10 protein-coding genes are annotated in these 13,946 nt (G+C 72.6%); all 10 read right to left on the bottom strand.

The genetic code is table 11. The features are described 5' to 3' along the window. Positions 1-49: 49 nt before the first annotated feature. Complete coding sequence (locus GD748_RS10780) at positions 50-1,534, bottom strand: glutamate synthase subunit beta (protein ID WP_152195219.1); 1,485 nt, start codon at positions 1,532-1,534, stop codon at positions 50-52. After that, a complete protein-coding gene (gltB, locus tag GD748_RS10775) occupies positions 1,527-6,101 on the bottom strand; it encodes a glutamate synthase large subunit (protein WP_226921182.1) in 4,575 nt (1,524 codons plus the stop codon). The genes GD748_RS10780 and gltB overlap by 8 nt, the downstream gene beginning before the upstream one ends. Before the next feature lie 282 nt (positions 6,102-6,383). Beyond that, complete coding sequence (lgt, locus tag GD748_RS10770) at positions 6,384-7,514, bottom strand: prolipoprotein diacylglyceryl transferase (protein WP_152195666.1); 1,131 nt, start codon at positions 7,512-7,514, stop codon at positions 6,384-6,386. A gap of 195 nt (positions 7,515-7,709) precedes the next feature. Further along, a complete protein-coding gene (locus GD748_RS10765) occupies positions 7,710-8,585 on the bottom strand; it encodes a serine protein kinase RIO (RefSeq protein WP_152195218.1) in 876 nt (291 codons plus the stop codon). Between the two features lie 203 nt (positions 8,586-8,788). After that, positions 8,789-9,625 carry an ammonia-dependent NAD(+) synthetase gene (gene nadE / locus GD748_RS10760; RefSeq protein WP_152195217.1) on the bottom strand — a complete coding sequence of 279 codons (837 nt, stop codon included), beginning with the start codon at positions 9,623-9,625 and terminating at the stop codon, positions 8,789-8,791. A gap of 26 nt (positions 9,626-9,651) precedes the next feature. Next, a complete protein-coding gene (trpA, locus tag GD748_RS10755) occupies positions 9,652-10,482 on the bottom strand; it encodes a tryptophan synthase subunit alpha (protein ID WP_152195216.1) in 831 nt (276 codons plus the stop codon). A 5-nt stretch (positions 10,483-10,487) separates the two neighbouring features. Next, complete coding sequence (gene trpB / locus GD748_RS10750) at positions 10,488-11,822, bottom strand: tryptophan synthase subunit beta (RefSeq protein WP_226921179.1); 1,335 nt, start codon at positions 11,820-11,822, stop codon at positions 10,488-10,490. Further along, entirely contained in the window at positions 11,819-12,634 is an 816-nt protein-coding gene (gene trpC / locus GD748_RS10745) for an indole-3-glycerol phosphate synthase TrpC (RefSeq protein WP_152195215.1), read from the bottom strand. The genes trpB and trpC overlap by 4 nt, the downstream gene beginning before the upstream one ends. A 178-nt stretch (positions 12,635-12,812) precedes the next feature. Beyond that, positions 12,813-13,397, bottom strand: coding sequence for a DUF4190 domain-containing protein (locus GD748_RS10740; RefSeq protein ID WP_152195214.1), 585 nt, complete (start codon positions 13,395-13,397; stop codon positions 12,813-12,815). A gap of 192 nt (positions 13,398-13,589) precedes the next feature. After that, positions 13,590-13,874 carry an HGxxPAAW family protein gene (locus tag GD748_RS10735; RefSeq protein WP_152195213.1) on the bottom strand — a complete coding sequence of 95 codons (285 nt, stop codon included), beginning with the start codon at positions 13,872-13,874 and terminating at the stop codon, positions 13,590-13,592. Between the last annotated feature and the right edge of the window lie 72 nt (positions 13,875-13,946).

Below are 13,946 nucleotides of genomic sequence, written 5' to 3'. Positions count from 1 at the left end.
GCCGGGCCGTCGTCGGGAGCCGGGCGGACGGGGCCCGGGCGGTTGTCGCTCAGGCCGAGACGGACACCGTCGAGGGCAGGATCGGCGCGGGCAGGTCGGTCTCCCCGCGCAGGAAGGCGTCCACGGAGGCGGCCGCCGAGCGTCCCTCGGCGATCGCCCAGACGATGAGCGACTGGCCCCGTCCGGCGTCGCCCGCGACGAAGACCCCGGGGACGGAGGTGGCGAAACTCTCATCGCGCACGACACGCCCCCGCCCGTCCACGGCGACGCCGAGCGCGTCGACGAGACCGCCCTGCGGCACCCCGGAGAAGCCCAGCGCCAGCAGCACGAGCTGGGCCGCCACGACCCTCTCGGTGCCCTCGACGACGACCGCGCGCCCCGAGCTGCGGTCGACGTCGGTGAGTCGCAGGTGGGTGACCTGCCCCTCCCCCGCCGACCCGTCGGAGAGCAGCTCGACGGTGGAGGTCGCGTAGACGCGCTCGCCGTTCTCCTCGTGCGAGGTCGAGGTGCGGAACACCTTGGGGTAGGTGGGCCAGGGCTGGTCGGCGGGACGCTCCGCGCTGGGCAGGGGGTTGATGTCGATCTGCGTGACCGAGCGCGCGCCCTGCCGGGTGGCGGTGCCGAGGCAGTCGGACCCGGTGTCGCCGCCGCCGATGATCACCACGTCCTTGCCGGTGGCGAGGATCTGGCCGGGCACGTCGTCCCCGGCCACCACCCGGTTGGCCTGGACGAGGTAGTCCATGGCCGGGTGGATGCCCCCGAGCTCGCGCCCCGGGACGTCCAGCTCACGCGGCACCGTGGAGCCGACCGCGAGGACGACGGAGTCGTAGCGCTCCAGGAGGTCCGCACCGGTCAGTGCGCCGTCGCCGGTGCCGCCGACGTCGACGCCGGCCCGGAAGCGGGTGCCCTCGGCCTCCATCTGCTCCAGGCGGCGCGAGACCTGGTCCTTCTCCATCTTGAAGTCGGGGATCCCGTAGGTGAGCAGCCCACCGATCCGGTCGTCCTTCTCGTAGACGGTCACCGTGTGGCCGGCTCGGGTCAGCTGCTGGGCCGCGGCCAGCCCAGCCGGCCCGGACCCGACGACGGCGACCGTGCGCCCGGTCAGTCGTTGCGGGACCTGCGGCTCGACGAGGCCCGCGTCCCAGGCGTTGTCGGCGATCGACTGCTCGATGTGCTTGATCGTCACCGCCGGCTGGTTGATGCCCAGCACGCAGGCCGTCTCGCAGGGTGCCGGGCACAGCCGACCGGTCCACTCCGGGAAGTTGTTCGTCGCGTGCAGGCGCTCGATCGCCCCGGCGAAGTCCTGCCGCCGGGTCAGCTCATTCCACTCGGGGATGAGGTTGCCCAGCGGGCAGCCGTTGTGGCAGAAGGGCACGCCGCAGTCCATGCAGCGACCGGCCTGGCGCACCAGCGCGGGGCCGTCCTCCTGCCGGCGGGTGTAGACCTCGCGGTGGTCCAGGATGCGCACGGGCACCGGACGGCGCTGCGGCAGCTCGCGCTCGCGGTGCTTGAGGAATCCGGTCGGATCAGCCACGGGAGGCCTCCATGATCGTGGCCCACACGTCGGGCGAGGCCGGGTCGAGGCCGTCCTCGGCCGCCCGGACCAGGGCGGCGGAGACGGCGGCGTACTGACGTGGCAGCACCTTGGTGAACCGCTCGGTCAGCGTGTCCGGCTCGGCCAGGAGGCGCGTGGCCACGGGCGAGCCGGTCAGCTCCGCGTGCCGGCGCAGGAGGTCGGCGACGATCGCCACGTCCTCGGCGTCCGGCGGGGAGAGCAGCAGCTCGCCGCCGGCGAGGGCGGCGGCGTTGACCTGCGCCGGGTCGAGGTCCAGGACGAACGCCGTCCCGCCGGACATGCCGGCGCCGAGGTTGCGCCCGGTGGGGCCGAGGACCAGCAGCGTCCCGCCGGTCATGTACTCGGCGGCGTGGTCCCCGACCCCCTCCACGACGGCGGTGGCGCCGGAGTTGCGGACGGCGAAGCGCTCGCCGGCGCGGCCGCGGAGGAAGATCTCCCCGGACGTCGCGCCGTACGCGACGACGTTGCCCGCGACGACGTTGTCCTCCGCCGCGAAGACGGCCCGCTCGTCCGGGCGCACCACGATGCGGCCGCCGGAGAGGGACTTGCCGACGTAGTCGTTGGCGTCGCCGACGAGGTTGAGGGTGATGCCGCGCGGCAGGACGGCGCCGAAGGACTGCCCCGCCGAGCCGGTGAGGGTGACGTCGATAGTGCCGTCGGGCAGGCCTACGTCGCGGTACCGCTTGGTCACCTCGTGGCCGAGCATGGTGCCCACCGTCCGGTTGACGTTGCGCACGGGTGCCTCGATGCGCACCGGCTCGCCGCGTTCGAGGGCGGGGGCGGCGCGGGCGACGAGCTCGTTGTCCAGCGCCCTCTCGAGCCCGTGGTCCTGGGCGCGGACCCGGCGCAGCGCCGAGCCCTCCCTGGGCTCGACCTTGGCCAGCAGAGGCGAGAGGTCCAGGCCGGAGGCCTTCCAGTGCTCGACGGCCTCGGCGGTGTCCAGCAGGTCGACCTGCCCGACCGCCTCCTCGAGCGAGCGCAGCCCCAGGGAGGCGAGCAGCTCGCGCACCTCCTCGGCGATGAACTCGAAGAAGGTGACGACGTGCTCGGCCTTGCCCGTGAACCGGGCCCGCAGCTCGGGGTTCTGGGTGGCGACGCCGACCGGGCAGGTGTCGAGGTGGCAGACCCGCATCATGATGCAGCCCTCGACGACGAGCGGGGCCGTGGAGAAGCCGAACTCCTCGGCGCCCAGCAGCGCCGCGACGACCACGTCCCGGCCGGTCTTGAGCTGGCCGTCGGTCTGGACGACGATCCGGTCCCGCAGGTCGTTGAGCACGAGGGTCTGCTGGGTCTCGGCGAGGCCGATCTCCCAGGGTCCGCCCGCGTGCTTGAGCGAGGTCAGCGGGGAGGCGCCCGTCCCGCCGTCGTGCCCGGAGACGAGAACGACGTCCGCGTGGGCCTTGGCCACCCCGGCGGCGACGGTGCCGACCCCGATCTCGGAGACGAGCTTGACGTGGATGCGCGCCGCGGGGTTGGCGTTCTTCAGGTCGTGGATGAGCTGGGCGAGATCCTCGATGGAGTAGATGTCGTGGTGCGGCGGCGGCGAGATCAGGCCGACGCCGGGGGTGGAGTGCCGGGTCCGGGCGACCCAGGGGTAGACCTTGTGCGCGGGAAGCTGCCCGCCCTCCCCCGGCTTGGCGCCCTGGGCGACCTTGATCTGGATGTCGTCGGCGTGGGTGAGGTAGTCAGCGGTCACGCCGAAGCGGCCGGAGGCGACCTGCTTGATGGCGGAGCGCCGTCGCGGGTCGTGCAGGCGGTCCGTGTCCTCACCACCCTCTCCGGTGTTGGACTTCGCGCCGAGCATGTTCATCGCGATCGCGAGGGTCTCGTGCGCCTCGGCGGAGATCGAGCCGTAGCTCATCGCGCCGGTGGAGAAGCGCTTGACGATCTCGGCCACGGGCTCGACCTCGTCGACGCTGATCGGTTCGCGCGCCCCGGTCCGCAGCCGCATGAGGCCGCGCAGGGTCATCAGGCGCCGCGACTGAGTGTTCACGCCGTCGGTGTACCTGCGGAAGATGTCGTAGCGGCGGGTCCGGGTGGAGTGCTGCAGCCGGAAGATCGTCTCGGGGTCGAACAGGTGCGGCTCGCCCTCGCGGCGCCACTGGTACTCCCCGCCGGCACGCAGGGTCCGGTGCGCCGGCGGGATGCCCGACGGCGGGTAGGCGGTCGCGTGGCGGGCGGCGACCTCGGCGGCGATGACGTCGAGCCCGACGCCGCCGAGCGGCGTGGGGGTGCCGGTGAAGTACTCCGCGACGAGGTCCGCGGACAGGCCGATGGCCTCGAAGACCTGGGCTCCGCGGTAGGACATCACCGTGGAGATGCCCATCTTCGACATCACCTTGAGCACCCCCTTGCCGAGCGCCTTGATGACGTTGCTGACGGCCTGGTCCGGGGTGACACCGCTGACGATGCCCTCACGGACGAGGTGCTCGACGGACTCCATCGCGAGGTACGGGTTCACGCACGCGGCGCCGTAGCCGATGAGCAGCGCGACGTGGTGGACCTCGCGGACGTCACCCGCCTCGACGATCAGGGAGATCTTGGTACGGGTGTGCCGGCGGAGCGTGTGGTGGTGGACCGCGGAGGTGAGCAGCAACGACGGGATCGGGGCCAGCTCCGCGGTGGACTCCCGGTCGGAGAGCACGATGAAGCTCACGCCCGCGTCGATCGCGTTGTCGACCTCGTCGCAGATCTCGGAGAGCCGGGCCTGCAGGGCCGCGCCGCCGCCGGACACCGAGTACAGGCCCTCGATGGTGACCGCGGAGAACCCCGCGCCGGTGCGCCGGGCCTTGTCGATGTACTTGATCTTCGCGAGCTGGTCGTTGTCGATCGTGGGGAACGGCACGACCACCTTGTGGGTGTGCTCCGGGGTGTCGGCGAGCATGTTCGGCTCGGGCCCGATCGCCCCGCCGAGAGAGGTCACCAGCTCCTCACGGATCGCGTCCAGGGGCGGGTTGGTCACCTGGGCGAAGAGCTGGGCGAAGTAGTCGAACAGCAGCCGCGGGCGCGCGGAGAGCACCGCCAGCGGCGTGTCGGTGCCCATCGACCCGATCGCCTCGGCGCCGGAGGAGGCCATCGGGGCGAGCAGGATCCGCAGCTCCTCCTCCGTGTAGCCGAAGGTCTGCTGGCGGCGCACGACCGAGAGGTGGGAGTGGTCGACGTGGTCGCGCTCGGGCAGGTCCTCGAGGTGGACCAGGCCGCGGTCGAGCCACTGCCGGTAGGGGTGTGCGTCGGCGAGGGACCGCTTGATCTCCTCGTCGTCAACGATGCGGCCGGTGCCCGTGTCGACGAGGAACATGCGGCCCGGCTCGAGGCGGCCCTTGCGCACGACCTTCTCGGGGGCGATGTCGAGCACGCCCGACTCCGACGCGAGGACCACGAGGCCGTCGTCGGTGACCCAGTACCGGCCCGGGCGCAGCCCGTTGCGGTCCATGACGGCGCCGACGAGGGTGCCGTCGGTGAAGGTCATGGCGGCGGGCCCGTCCCACGGCTCGACGATCGTGGAGGCGTACTCGTAGAACGCCCGCAGGTCCGGGTCCATGCTCGTGTGGTTCTGCCACGCCTCGGGGATCATCATCAGCACCGCGTGCGGCAGCGACCGGCCGGCGAGGTGGAGGAGCTCGAGGACCTCGTCGAAGGTGGCCGAGTCCGACGCGCCCGGGGTGCACACCGGCAGGAGCTGCTCGAGGTCGCCGAGGACGTCGGAGGCGAGCATCCCCTCCCGCGCGGACATCCAGTTTCGGTTGCCGCGCACGGTGTTGATCTCGCCGTTGTGCGCGACGATCCGGAACGGCTGCGCGAGCGGCCAGGAGGGGAACGTGTTGGTGGAGAAGCGCGAGTGGACCAGCGCGATCTCGCTGGCGAACCGTGGGTGCGAGAGGTCGGGGAAGAACGGCTCGAGCTGCGTGGTGGTGAGCATGCCCTTGTACACCAGGGTCCGCGCGGACAGCGACGCGAGGTAGGTGCCCGTCTCACGCTCCGCCCGTCTGCGCAGCCGGTAGGTCATCCGGTCCAGGTCGAGGCCGGCGACGCCGTCGCCGGCCACGAAGAGCTGGCGGAACGTCGGCATGGAGGCGAGCGCGCTAGGGCCGATCATCGAGGCGTCGACCGGGACGTCGCGCCAGCCGAGGACGTCGAGGTGCTCCTCGGCCGCCAGGGCCTCGATCCGTGCGACGGCGGAGTCCCGCTCGGCGGGGTCCGCGTCCGGTCCGGGCAGGAAGACGAGGCCGACGGCGTAGCTCCCCGCCGGGGGCAGCGGGAAGTCGGTGACCGCGCGCAGGAAGGCGTCGGGGACCTGGGTGAGCAGGCCAGCGCCGTCGCCGGTGTTCTCCTCGGCGCCGACGGCGCCCCGGTGGTCGAGGTTGTGCAGCGCGGCGAGCCCGGCGTCGACGATGTCCCGGCCCGGCGTCCCGCGCAGGGTGGCGACGAAGGCGACCCCGCACGCGTCGTGCTCGTTGAGGGGGTCGTAGAGGCCCTCGCGCGAACGTGCGTGGAAGGGGCCGGTCATCGCCTGGGCTGCATCCATCCGCGTGCTGTCCTCACCGCAGGGAGCCCCTGACGGGGACGCCCCGCATCGTCGAGCTCAATGATGTCGGTGGGTCGTCGTCGTCCCGTTGGTTGGTGCGGCGATATTACTCGCACATGACCGGGAAGTGACGCAAGGTGTCCACATTCTTGACACTCCCGCGCGGCGTCGCCGGTATGGGGCTTCAGCGAAGTGCCACGAGGGCACCGGTGTCAAGGGTCGACGGCCTGCTGGCGCGGGCGACTGCGAATGTGCGCGCGGGCCAGAGGGTTGGTGGCAGCTTCAGCCGTGGTTCGGCGTCGTGCCCGTGCCGGACACGCTCTCGTGGTTCGTGCGCTCGTCGTCGGAGTCCTCGCCCGTGCCGGACACGCTCTCGTGGTTCGTGCGCACGTCGTCGGAGTCCTCGCCCGTGCCGGACACGCTCTCGTCGTCCGTGCGCACGTCGTCGGAGTCCTCGCCCGTGCCGGACCCGGACCCCTCGCCTGCGCCGGACCCGAGCCCCTCGTCCTCGGCCTTCCGCACGTCGTCGGAGCTCACGTCGTCCGTGCCGGTCACGGCGTCGTCGTCGGCCGGCGCCCGTCCGGGGAGCCAGACGCTGTCGGGGACGTCCTTGGTGCGGCGTCCGATGAGCACGAACGCCACGAGGGCGACGAGGAAGATCAGCAGCGACGTCCACACGTTCAGCCGCAGGCCGAGCACGATCTCGGCGTCGTCGATGCGCAGGTACTCGATCCACACGCGGCCGGCGGTGTACAGCATGACGTAGAGCCAGAAGACCCGGCCGTGGCGGAGCTGGAACCGCTTCGCGGCCCACACCAGCACGACCGCCATGGCGAGGTTCCAGACCAGCTCGTACAGGAAGGTGGGGTGGAAGAGGGTTCCCGACGCGAAGTCGCCGACCAGGTGCGCGTCGTCGATCTGCAGGCCCCACGGCAGCGTCGTCGGCCTGCCGTAGAGCTCCTGGTTGAAGTAGTTCCCCAGGCGGCCGATCGCCTGGGCGACGAGGAGGCCGGGGGCGAGCGCGTCCGCGAAGGGCGCCATGCGCAGGCCCCGGCGGCGCAGCCCGATCCAGGCGCCGACGGCACCCAGGGCGACGGCGCCCCAGATGCCCAGTCCGCCCTGCCAGATGTACAGCGCACGCACGGGGTCGCCGTCGGGGCCGAAGTAGGCGTCCGGAGAGGAGAAGACGTGATAGATCCGCGCCCCGACGATGCCGAACGGCACCATCCAGAAGGCGACGTCGAGCGCGGCATCCTTGGGGCCGCCCTTGGCGGTGTACCTACGGTCGAGGATCCACCACGCCGCGACGATGCCGAGGAGGATGAAGATCGCGTAGGCGCGCACCGGCACCGGGCCGAGGGACCACTCACCCTGGGAGGGGCTGGGGATCCCGGCGAGCACGGGCGCGGACAGCAGTGACGTCGGGTGCACCCCCGAAGCGTACTTGGCACACCGGTGTCGCCGGTCCGCGCCCGGCGCTCCGGGTGACTGTCGCACCGTCGCGTCGACGGGCCCTTGGCCGGGTCCGCCACCTCCGACCGCGGCAGGGCCGGTCCGTCGACGGTCGGCCGCTCCCTCTCTGCCGCGTCGGGCCGTCGGACCGTCGGTTCAGCCGAACGCCTCCCCGAGCAGGTCGGCGAGCAGTGCCTCGTCGTCGGTCTCCAGCCCGCGGGCGGCGAACCAGGCGCAGACGTTGCGGCAGTCGCGCTGGAGGAGGTCGACGCCGTGCGGGTTGGCGACGATGTCCACGATCTGCGGGACGTCGATGAGCACGAGGCGCTCGCCCTGGGCGAGGACGTTGTACGGCGAGAGGTCGCCGTGGGCCAGCCCGGCGCGGGCGAGGACGCGCATGGCATCGAGCATCTGGCGGTGGTACCAGACGAGGAGGTCGTGGTCGGGGCGGACCTGGGCGAGCCTCGGAGCGGGTGCGCCGTCGGCCTCGATGTACTCCATGAGCAGCTCGGTGCCGTCGATCTGCACCGGGTAGGGCACGGGCACACCCTCGGACCAGAGCCTGCCCAGCGCCGCGAACTCCGCCATCGCCCACTGGCCGGCGGCGACGGCGCGTCCGTAGGCGCTCTTCCGCTCGAGGGCGCGGGCGTCGCGGCTGCGGCGGGTGCGGCGTCCCTCGAGGTAGGACTCGTCGCGGCGGAACGAGCGGTGCTCGGCGCTGCGGTAACGCTTGGCGGCCATGAGGACGGACGGGCCGGCGTCGTCGGGCACGGCGCGCTCGAGGAGGAAGACGTCGGCCTCCTTGCCGGTCTTGACGATGCCGAGCTCGGTGTCCAGGGCGGCCTGCTCGGTCACGACCCAGTCGGGTCGGGGCTCGGGACCGCGGCAGCCGCGCTCGACGTCGAGCCAGGTGGACCAGCGCCGTCCTGGCCCGAGGTCGTCGACGGCGAGCGCGTCGGTCCCGGCGGCGAAGATGTCGGGGCGAGAGGTGTCAGTGAGGTGGTGCAGGTGATCGAAGACGTCGGAAGACATCGGAGGTGCTCCTGAGGTGAGAGAGGTGCTGGCGCGCGTTGGTGTGCACGACGGGGTCCATCAGGTCACCTCCTCGTCCTCGGGCAGCAGCGGCTGCACAGGTCCTGCGGTCGGCCGGCAGAGCAGCGCGTTCGCCGACAGCACGGCTCCGGCGATCGGCCGGCGGTCCAGTGTGATCGGCCGCCGGCCCACCGGGCAACGGATTATTCGCCGGGTGTGGTGCGCCACCAGTCGTCGAGGACGGTGACGGGCGTGGTCCGCTTGTGCCGCGTCCGCAGGTACTGGTTCTCGATCCGTTCGGCGACGACGTCGTCCACCGCCCGTCCCTCGAGGTAGTCGTCGATCTCGTCGTACCGCAGGCCCAGCTCGGTCTCGTCCGACTGGCCAGGTCTCTCGTCGAGGAGGTCGGCGGTGGGGACCTTCGCCCACAGTCGCTCCTCGGCGCCCATGGCCCGCAGGATCTGCCGGTTCTGCCGCTTGTTCAGCCCGAACAGCGGCAGGATGTCAGCGGCGCCGTCGCCGAACTTCGTGAAGAACCCGGTCACCGACTCGGCGCCGTGGTCCGTACCGATCACCAGCAGGTTCTGGCCGCCGGCGAGCGCGTACTGGGCAACCATCCGCACCCGGGCCTTGATGTTGCCCTTGTTGAAGTCGGCGATCTCCTGCCCGGTCGCCTGGACGAACTCCTGCGCGAAGCCGTCCACTGCCGCACCGATGTCGAACGTGACGGTGCGGTCCGGGACGATGAACCGCAGTGCCGCCTGGGCGTCGTTTTCGTCGTGCTGGACCTTGTAGGGCAGGCGCTCGGCCACGAACTCCCCGGTCCCGCCCTCCTGCCGGAGCCGCTCGACCGCGAGCTGCGCGAGCCGGCCGGCCAGGGTCGAGTCGAGGCCACCGCTGATGCCGAGCACCAGGCCGTGGGCGCCGACGGTCCGGACGTACTCGCTCAGGAACCGGACCCGCGCCTCGATCTCCTGCTGGGGGTCGATCTCCGGCTTCACGCCCAGCTCGTCGATGATTGCTGCCTGCAGTGTCCGCATGCGGCCCATGCTAGAGCCGAAGGCGCTCAGGCGCCGTGCGCGCCGGCGGCGAGCTGCTCGCCGAGGGCCGCGAGGTCGCGCAGACCGGCGTCGACGTCGCCGTCCTCGCGCGCGAGCGTGCGCACGAACGCGGAGCCGACGATGACGCCGTCGGAGTACTCGGCGATCTCGGCGGCCTGCTCGCGCGTGGAGACGCCGAGGCCGACGCAGACCCGCTCGGCGCCGGCCTGGCGGGTGCGGCCGACCAGCTCACGGGCGTGGGTGTCCACGCTCGTCCGCGCGCCGGTGACACCCATGGTCGAGGCGGCGTAGACGAAGCCGCGGCACGCCTCGGCCGTCATGGCGAGGCGCGCGTCGGTCGAGCTCGGCGCGACGAGGAAGACCCTGTCGAGCCCGTGGGCGTCGGAGGCCGCGATCCACTCGCCGGCCTCGTCGGGGATGAGGTCCGGGGTGATCAGGCCGGCACCGCCGGCGGCGGCGAGGTCGCGCGCGAAGCGGTCGACGCCGTAGCGGTGCACGGGGTTCCAGTAGGTCATGACGAGCACCGCGGCGCCGGTGGCGGCGACCTGCTCGACGGCGCGGAGGACGTCGGCGGTGCGGGTCCCGCCGTCCAGGGCCGCCTGGGCGGCGCGCTGGATGACCTCGCCGTCCATGCCGGGGTCGGAGTAGGGCAGGCCGAGCTCGATGACCTCCGCGCCGGCGGAGACGAGGGTCTTCGCGGCGCGCACCGAGGTGGCGACGTCGGGGAAGCCGACGGGCAGGTAGCCGACGAGCGCCGCCCCGCCGCGGGCCTTGGCGGCGTCGATCGCGGCGCCGGAGCGTGAGGTGGTGGCCTGGGCCGGGGACGACGTGGTCATGTCACTCACTTCTCGACGCTTCCGGTGGCGCGGTACGGGGCGTCGTCCACGGCGCCGGTCTTGCTCGGGTCCTCCGGCCGGGCGGCGTGCTCGGCGTCGCTCTGCGTCTCGTCGTCGTCGAGAAGCTCGAACCACGCGGCCGCCGTCTCCACGTCCTTGTCGCCGCGGCCGGAGAGGTTCACGAGGATCGTCGGGGCGGGCTCCCCCGCGGCGGCGGCCTCCTCGCCGATGTGCAGCGCGCCGGCCAGGGCGTGGGCGCTCTCGATCGCCGGGATGATGCCCTCGGTGCGGCAGAGCAGCCGGAACGCCTCCATCGCCTCGGCGTCGGTGACGGGGCGGTACTCGGCGCGGTGGATGCTGGCCAGCCAGGAGTGCTCGGGCCCCACACCGGGGTAGTCAAGCCCGGCCGAGATCGAGTGGGACTCCTTGGTCTGGCCGTCCTCGTCCTGGAGCAGGAAGCTGCGGGCGCCGTGCAGCACGCCGGGCTCGCCGCCGGTGATCGACGAGGCGTGCCTGCCGGTCTCGACGCCGTCGCCGGCCGCCTCGAGGCCGACGAGGCGGACGCCTGCGTCGTCGAGGAAGGCGTTGAAGATGCCGATGGCGTTCGAGCCGCCGCCCACGCACGCGCACACGACGTCGGGCAGCGCGCCGGTGAGCTCGAGGACCTGCTCGCGGGCCTCGTCGCCGATGATCTTCTGCAGGTCGCGGACCATCGCCGGGAAGGGGTGCGGACCCGCCGCGGTACCGAAGATGTAGTTGGTGGTCTCGACGTTGGTGACCCAGTCCCGGAAGGCCTCGTTGATGGCGTCCTTGAGGGTGCGCGAGCCGGTCGTGACGGGGATGACCTCGGTGCCGAGCAGGCGCATGCGCGCGACGTTGAGCGCCTGGCGGCGCACGTCCTCCGCACCCATGTAGATCGTGCACTCGAGGCCGAGCAGCGCCGCCGCGGTCGCGGTGGCGACGCCGTGCTGACCGGCGCCCGTCTCCGCGATGACGCGCTTCTTGCCGACCTTGCGGGTCAGCAGCGCCTGGCCGAGCACGTTGTTGATCTTGTGTGAGCCGGTGTGGTTGAGGTCCTCGCGCTTGAGGATGATCCGGGCGCCGCCGGCGTGCTCGGCGAAGCGGGGCACCTCGGTGATGATGCTCGGCCGACCGGTGTAGGTGCGGTGCAGTCGGTCCATCTCGGCGAGGTAGCCGGGGTCGGTCTTGAGCTCCTCCCATGCCGCGGTGAGGTCGTCGAGGGCGGCGACGAGCGCCTCGGCGACGAAGCGGCCGCCGAACTCGCCGAAGTAGGGACCCGGCGCGTCGGCCAGCTGCGCTCTCGCGGTGTCCTCGCTCACCGGCGTACCGCCCGGATGGACGGGTGCGAGCCGGCCGCGACCATGTCCGCCACCGCCTGGCGGGGGTTGCCCTGGATGACCAGCGCCTCGCCGACCAGGACGGCGTCGGCGCCGGCGCGGGCGTAGTCGAGCACGTCGTGCGGGCCGCGGACGCCGGACTCGGCGACCTTGAGGATGTGGTCCGGGACGACGTCGACCACCTGGCCGAAGACCGCGCGGTCGACCTGGAGCGTGTGCAGGTTACGGGCGTTGATCCCGACGACGCGTGCACCGGCGTCGACCGCGCGCTTGGCCTCCTCGCGGTCGTGGGCCTCGACGAGGGCGGTCATGCCGAGCGAGTGCACCCGCTCGATGAGGGAGGTCAGCACGGTCTGCTCGAGGGCGGCGACGATGAGGAGGACGACGTCGGCGCCGTGGGCCCGGGCCTCCCAGACCTGGTACGGGGTGACGACGAAGTCCTTGCGCAGCACGGGCACGTCGACGACGGCGCGCACGGCGGAGAGGTCCTCGAGGGAGCCGCCGAAGCGGCGTCGCTCGGTGAGGACGGAGATGACGCTCGCGCCGCCCGCCTCGTACTCGGCGGCGAGGCCGGCCGGGTCCGCGATGTCCGCGAGGGCGCCCTTGGACGGGCTGGAGCGCTTCACCTCGGAGATGATCGTGACGGCGTCGTGCTCACCGCGCAGGGCCGCGACGGCGTCCTTGGCACCGGGCTGGCGCTGCGCCAGCTCCTTGAGGACGTCCAGCGGTCGCGCGGCCTCCCGCTCGGCCAGGTCCTCCCGGACCCCGGCGACGATCTCTTCCAGCACGGTCACGACGCGTCCTCCCCTTCGACTGCGGACCAGTCCATGGTAGGCGCGGCACGACGATGCCCGCTCCGCCCGTCCGAGGACTGGCGCAGCGGGCGTCGGGGCGCGCGGGCAGCGCGCCCGCGTGACGGTGCCCGGCGCCCGCGGGAGCGAGTGCGCCGGGCGCCGGTGGTGGTGCTGCGGGTCAGAGCCCCATCTCGCTGGCGAGCAGGGCGGCGTTGCCGATCCAGGCGAGCGCGCCGAGGACGATGGCGATGATGCCGAGGACGAAGCCGGCCTTGGCCTGGCCCACCTTGGTCGCGCGTCCCTCGGCGGCCGCCTTCTTCGCCTTGCTGCCCAGCACGGTCGCCGCGATGCCGAGACCGATGGCGACCAGCGGGATCCAGAAGGCGATGGCGCCGATGATGCCGAGCACGAGCGACGTGGTCGCCTGCCCGTCCTTCTCGGTGGTCGGGGCACCGAAGACGCCCTGGGCGGCGTAGCCGTAGCCCTGCTGGCCGTACGCGTCCTGGCCGGGATGGGCTCCGTACCGGGGCACCTGCCCGTACTGGCCGGTCTCCTGCCCGTACTGGGGCGCGTGCTGGCCGTACTGCGGTGCCGGCGGGACCTGCTGGCCGTACTGCGGTGCCTGCTGGCCGTACTGGGCCCGCTGCCCGTACTGCGGCGCGGGCGGGACCGGCTGGCCGTGCTGCGGGTCCTGACCGAACGGCGGCTGCTGGCCGGGCTCGGGGTTCTGGCCGTAGCGGGGCTGGGAGCCGTCAGAGCTCATGAAAGGGTCCTCCGTGGATCGTGCCGGACATGTGCTCCGGGCGGGCGTGCTGGGCGTCGGCGCGCTCGGCTGCTCGACGCCCGGCCAGGTTATCGGACGCCCAACGACTCATGCGGCGGCGGTCCGACCCACGGTCCTCGCACGCACGACAGGTGCACCGGTCCCGTGCCGAGTGCGGGGACGGCCTCGGCCTCAGGCGCTGTACCAGTCCTTGTTCTCGTCGTGCACGGCGGCCGCGGGCGCCGGCTGGCCCATGCCCATGCTCCGCAGGATCTGGCTGATCACCAGGGAGCCGAGGGCGACGACGATGCCGACGATGATCACCCACATCAGGTTGAGGATGAGACCGACGCCGAAGACGAGCACGCCCAGGCTGGCGCCGAGCATCAGGACCCAGGCGGCCGGGGTGCGTCCGTGGTTGGTGAACGGCGCGGCGGGCGGCAGCGTGTAGGTGTGGGGCTCGGGGGTCTGGGCCATGGGGGTTCTCCTCGGCGGCGTTCGTCGGTATCGCCACACCTTATCGGCTGACGGCACTCCCCGGCCGTCCCA

This window comes from Georgenia subflava, from assembly GCF_009193155.1.
GTDB classification, from domain to species: Bacteria; Actinomycetota; Actinomycetes; order Actinomycetales; family Actinomycetaceae; genus Georgenia; species Georgenia subflava.
This window is presented reverse-complemented; position numbering and strand designations above follow the sequence as displayed.

Coding starts and splice junctions, on each gene's coding strand:
- gltB (WP_226921182.1), bottom strand. CDS start 6,101: ATGGATGCAGCCCAGGCGATGACCGGCCCCTTCCACGCACGTTCGCGC.
- GD748_RS10765 (WP_152195218.1), bottom strand. CDS start 8,585: ATGTCTTCCGACGTCTTCGATCACCTGCACCACCTCACTGACACCTCT.
- nadE (WP_152195217.1), bottom strand. CDS start 9,625: ATGCGGACACTGCAGGCAGCAATCATCGACGAGCTGGGCGTGAAGCCG.
- trpA (WP_152195216.1), bottom strand. CDS start 10,482: ATGACCACGTCGTCCCCGGCCCAGGCCACCACCTCACGCTCCGGCGCC.
- GD748_RS10740 (WP_152195214.1), bottom strand. CDS start 13,397: ATGAGCTCTGACGGCTCCCAGCCCCGCTACGGCCAGAACCCCGAGCCC.
- GD748_RS10735 (WP_152195213.1), bottom strand. CDS start 13,874: ATGGCCCAGACCCCCGAGCCCCACACCTACACGCTGCCGCCCGCCGCG.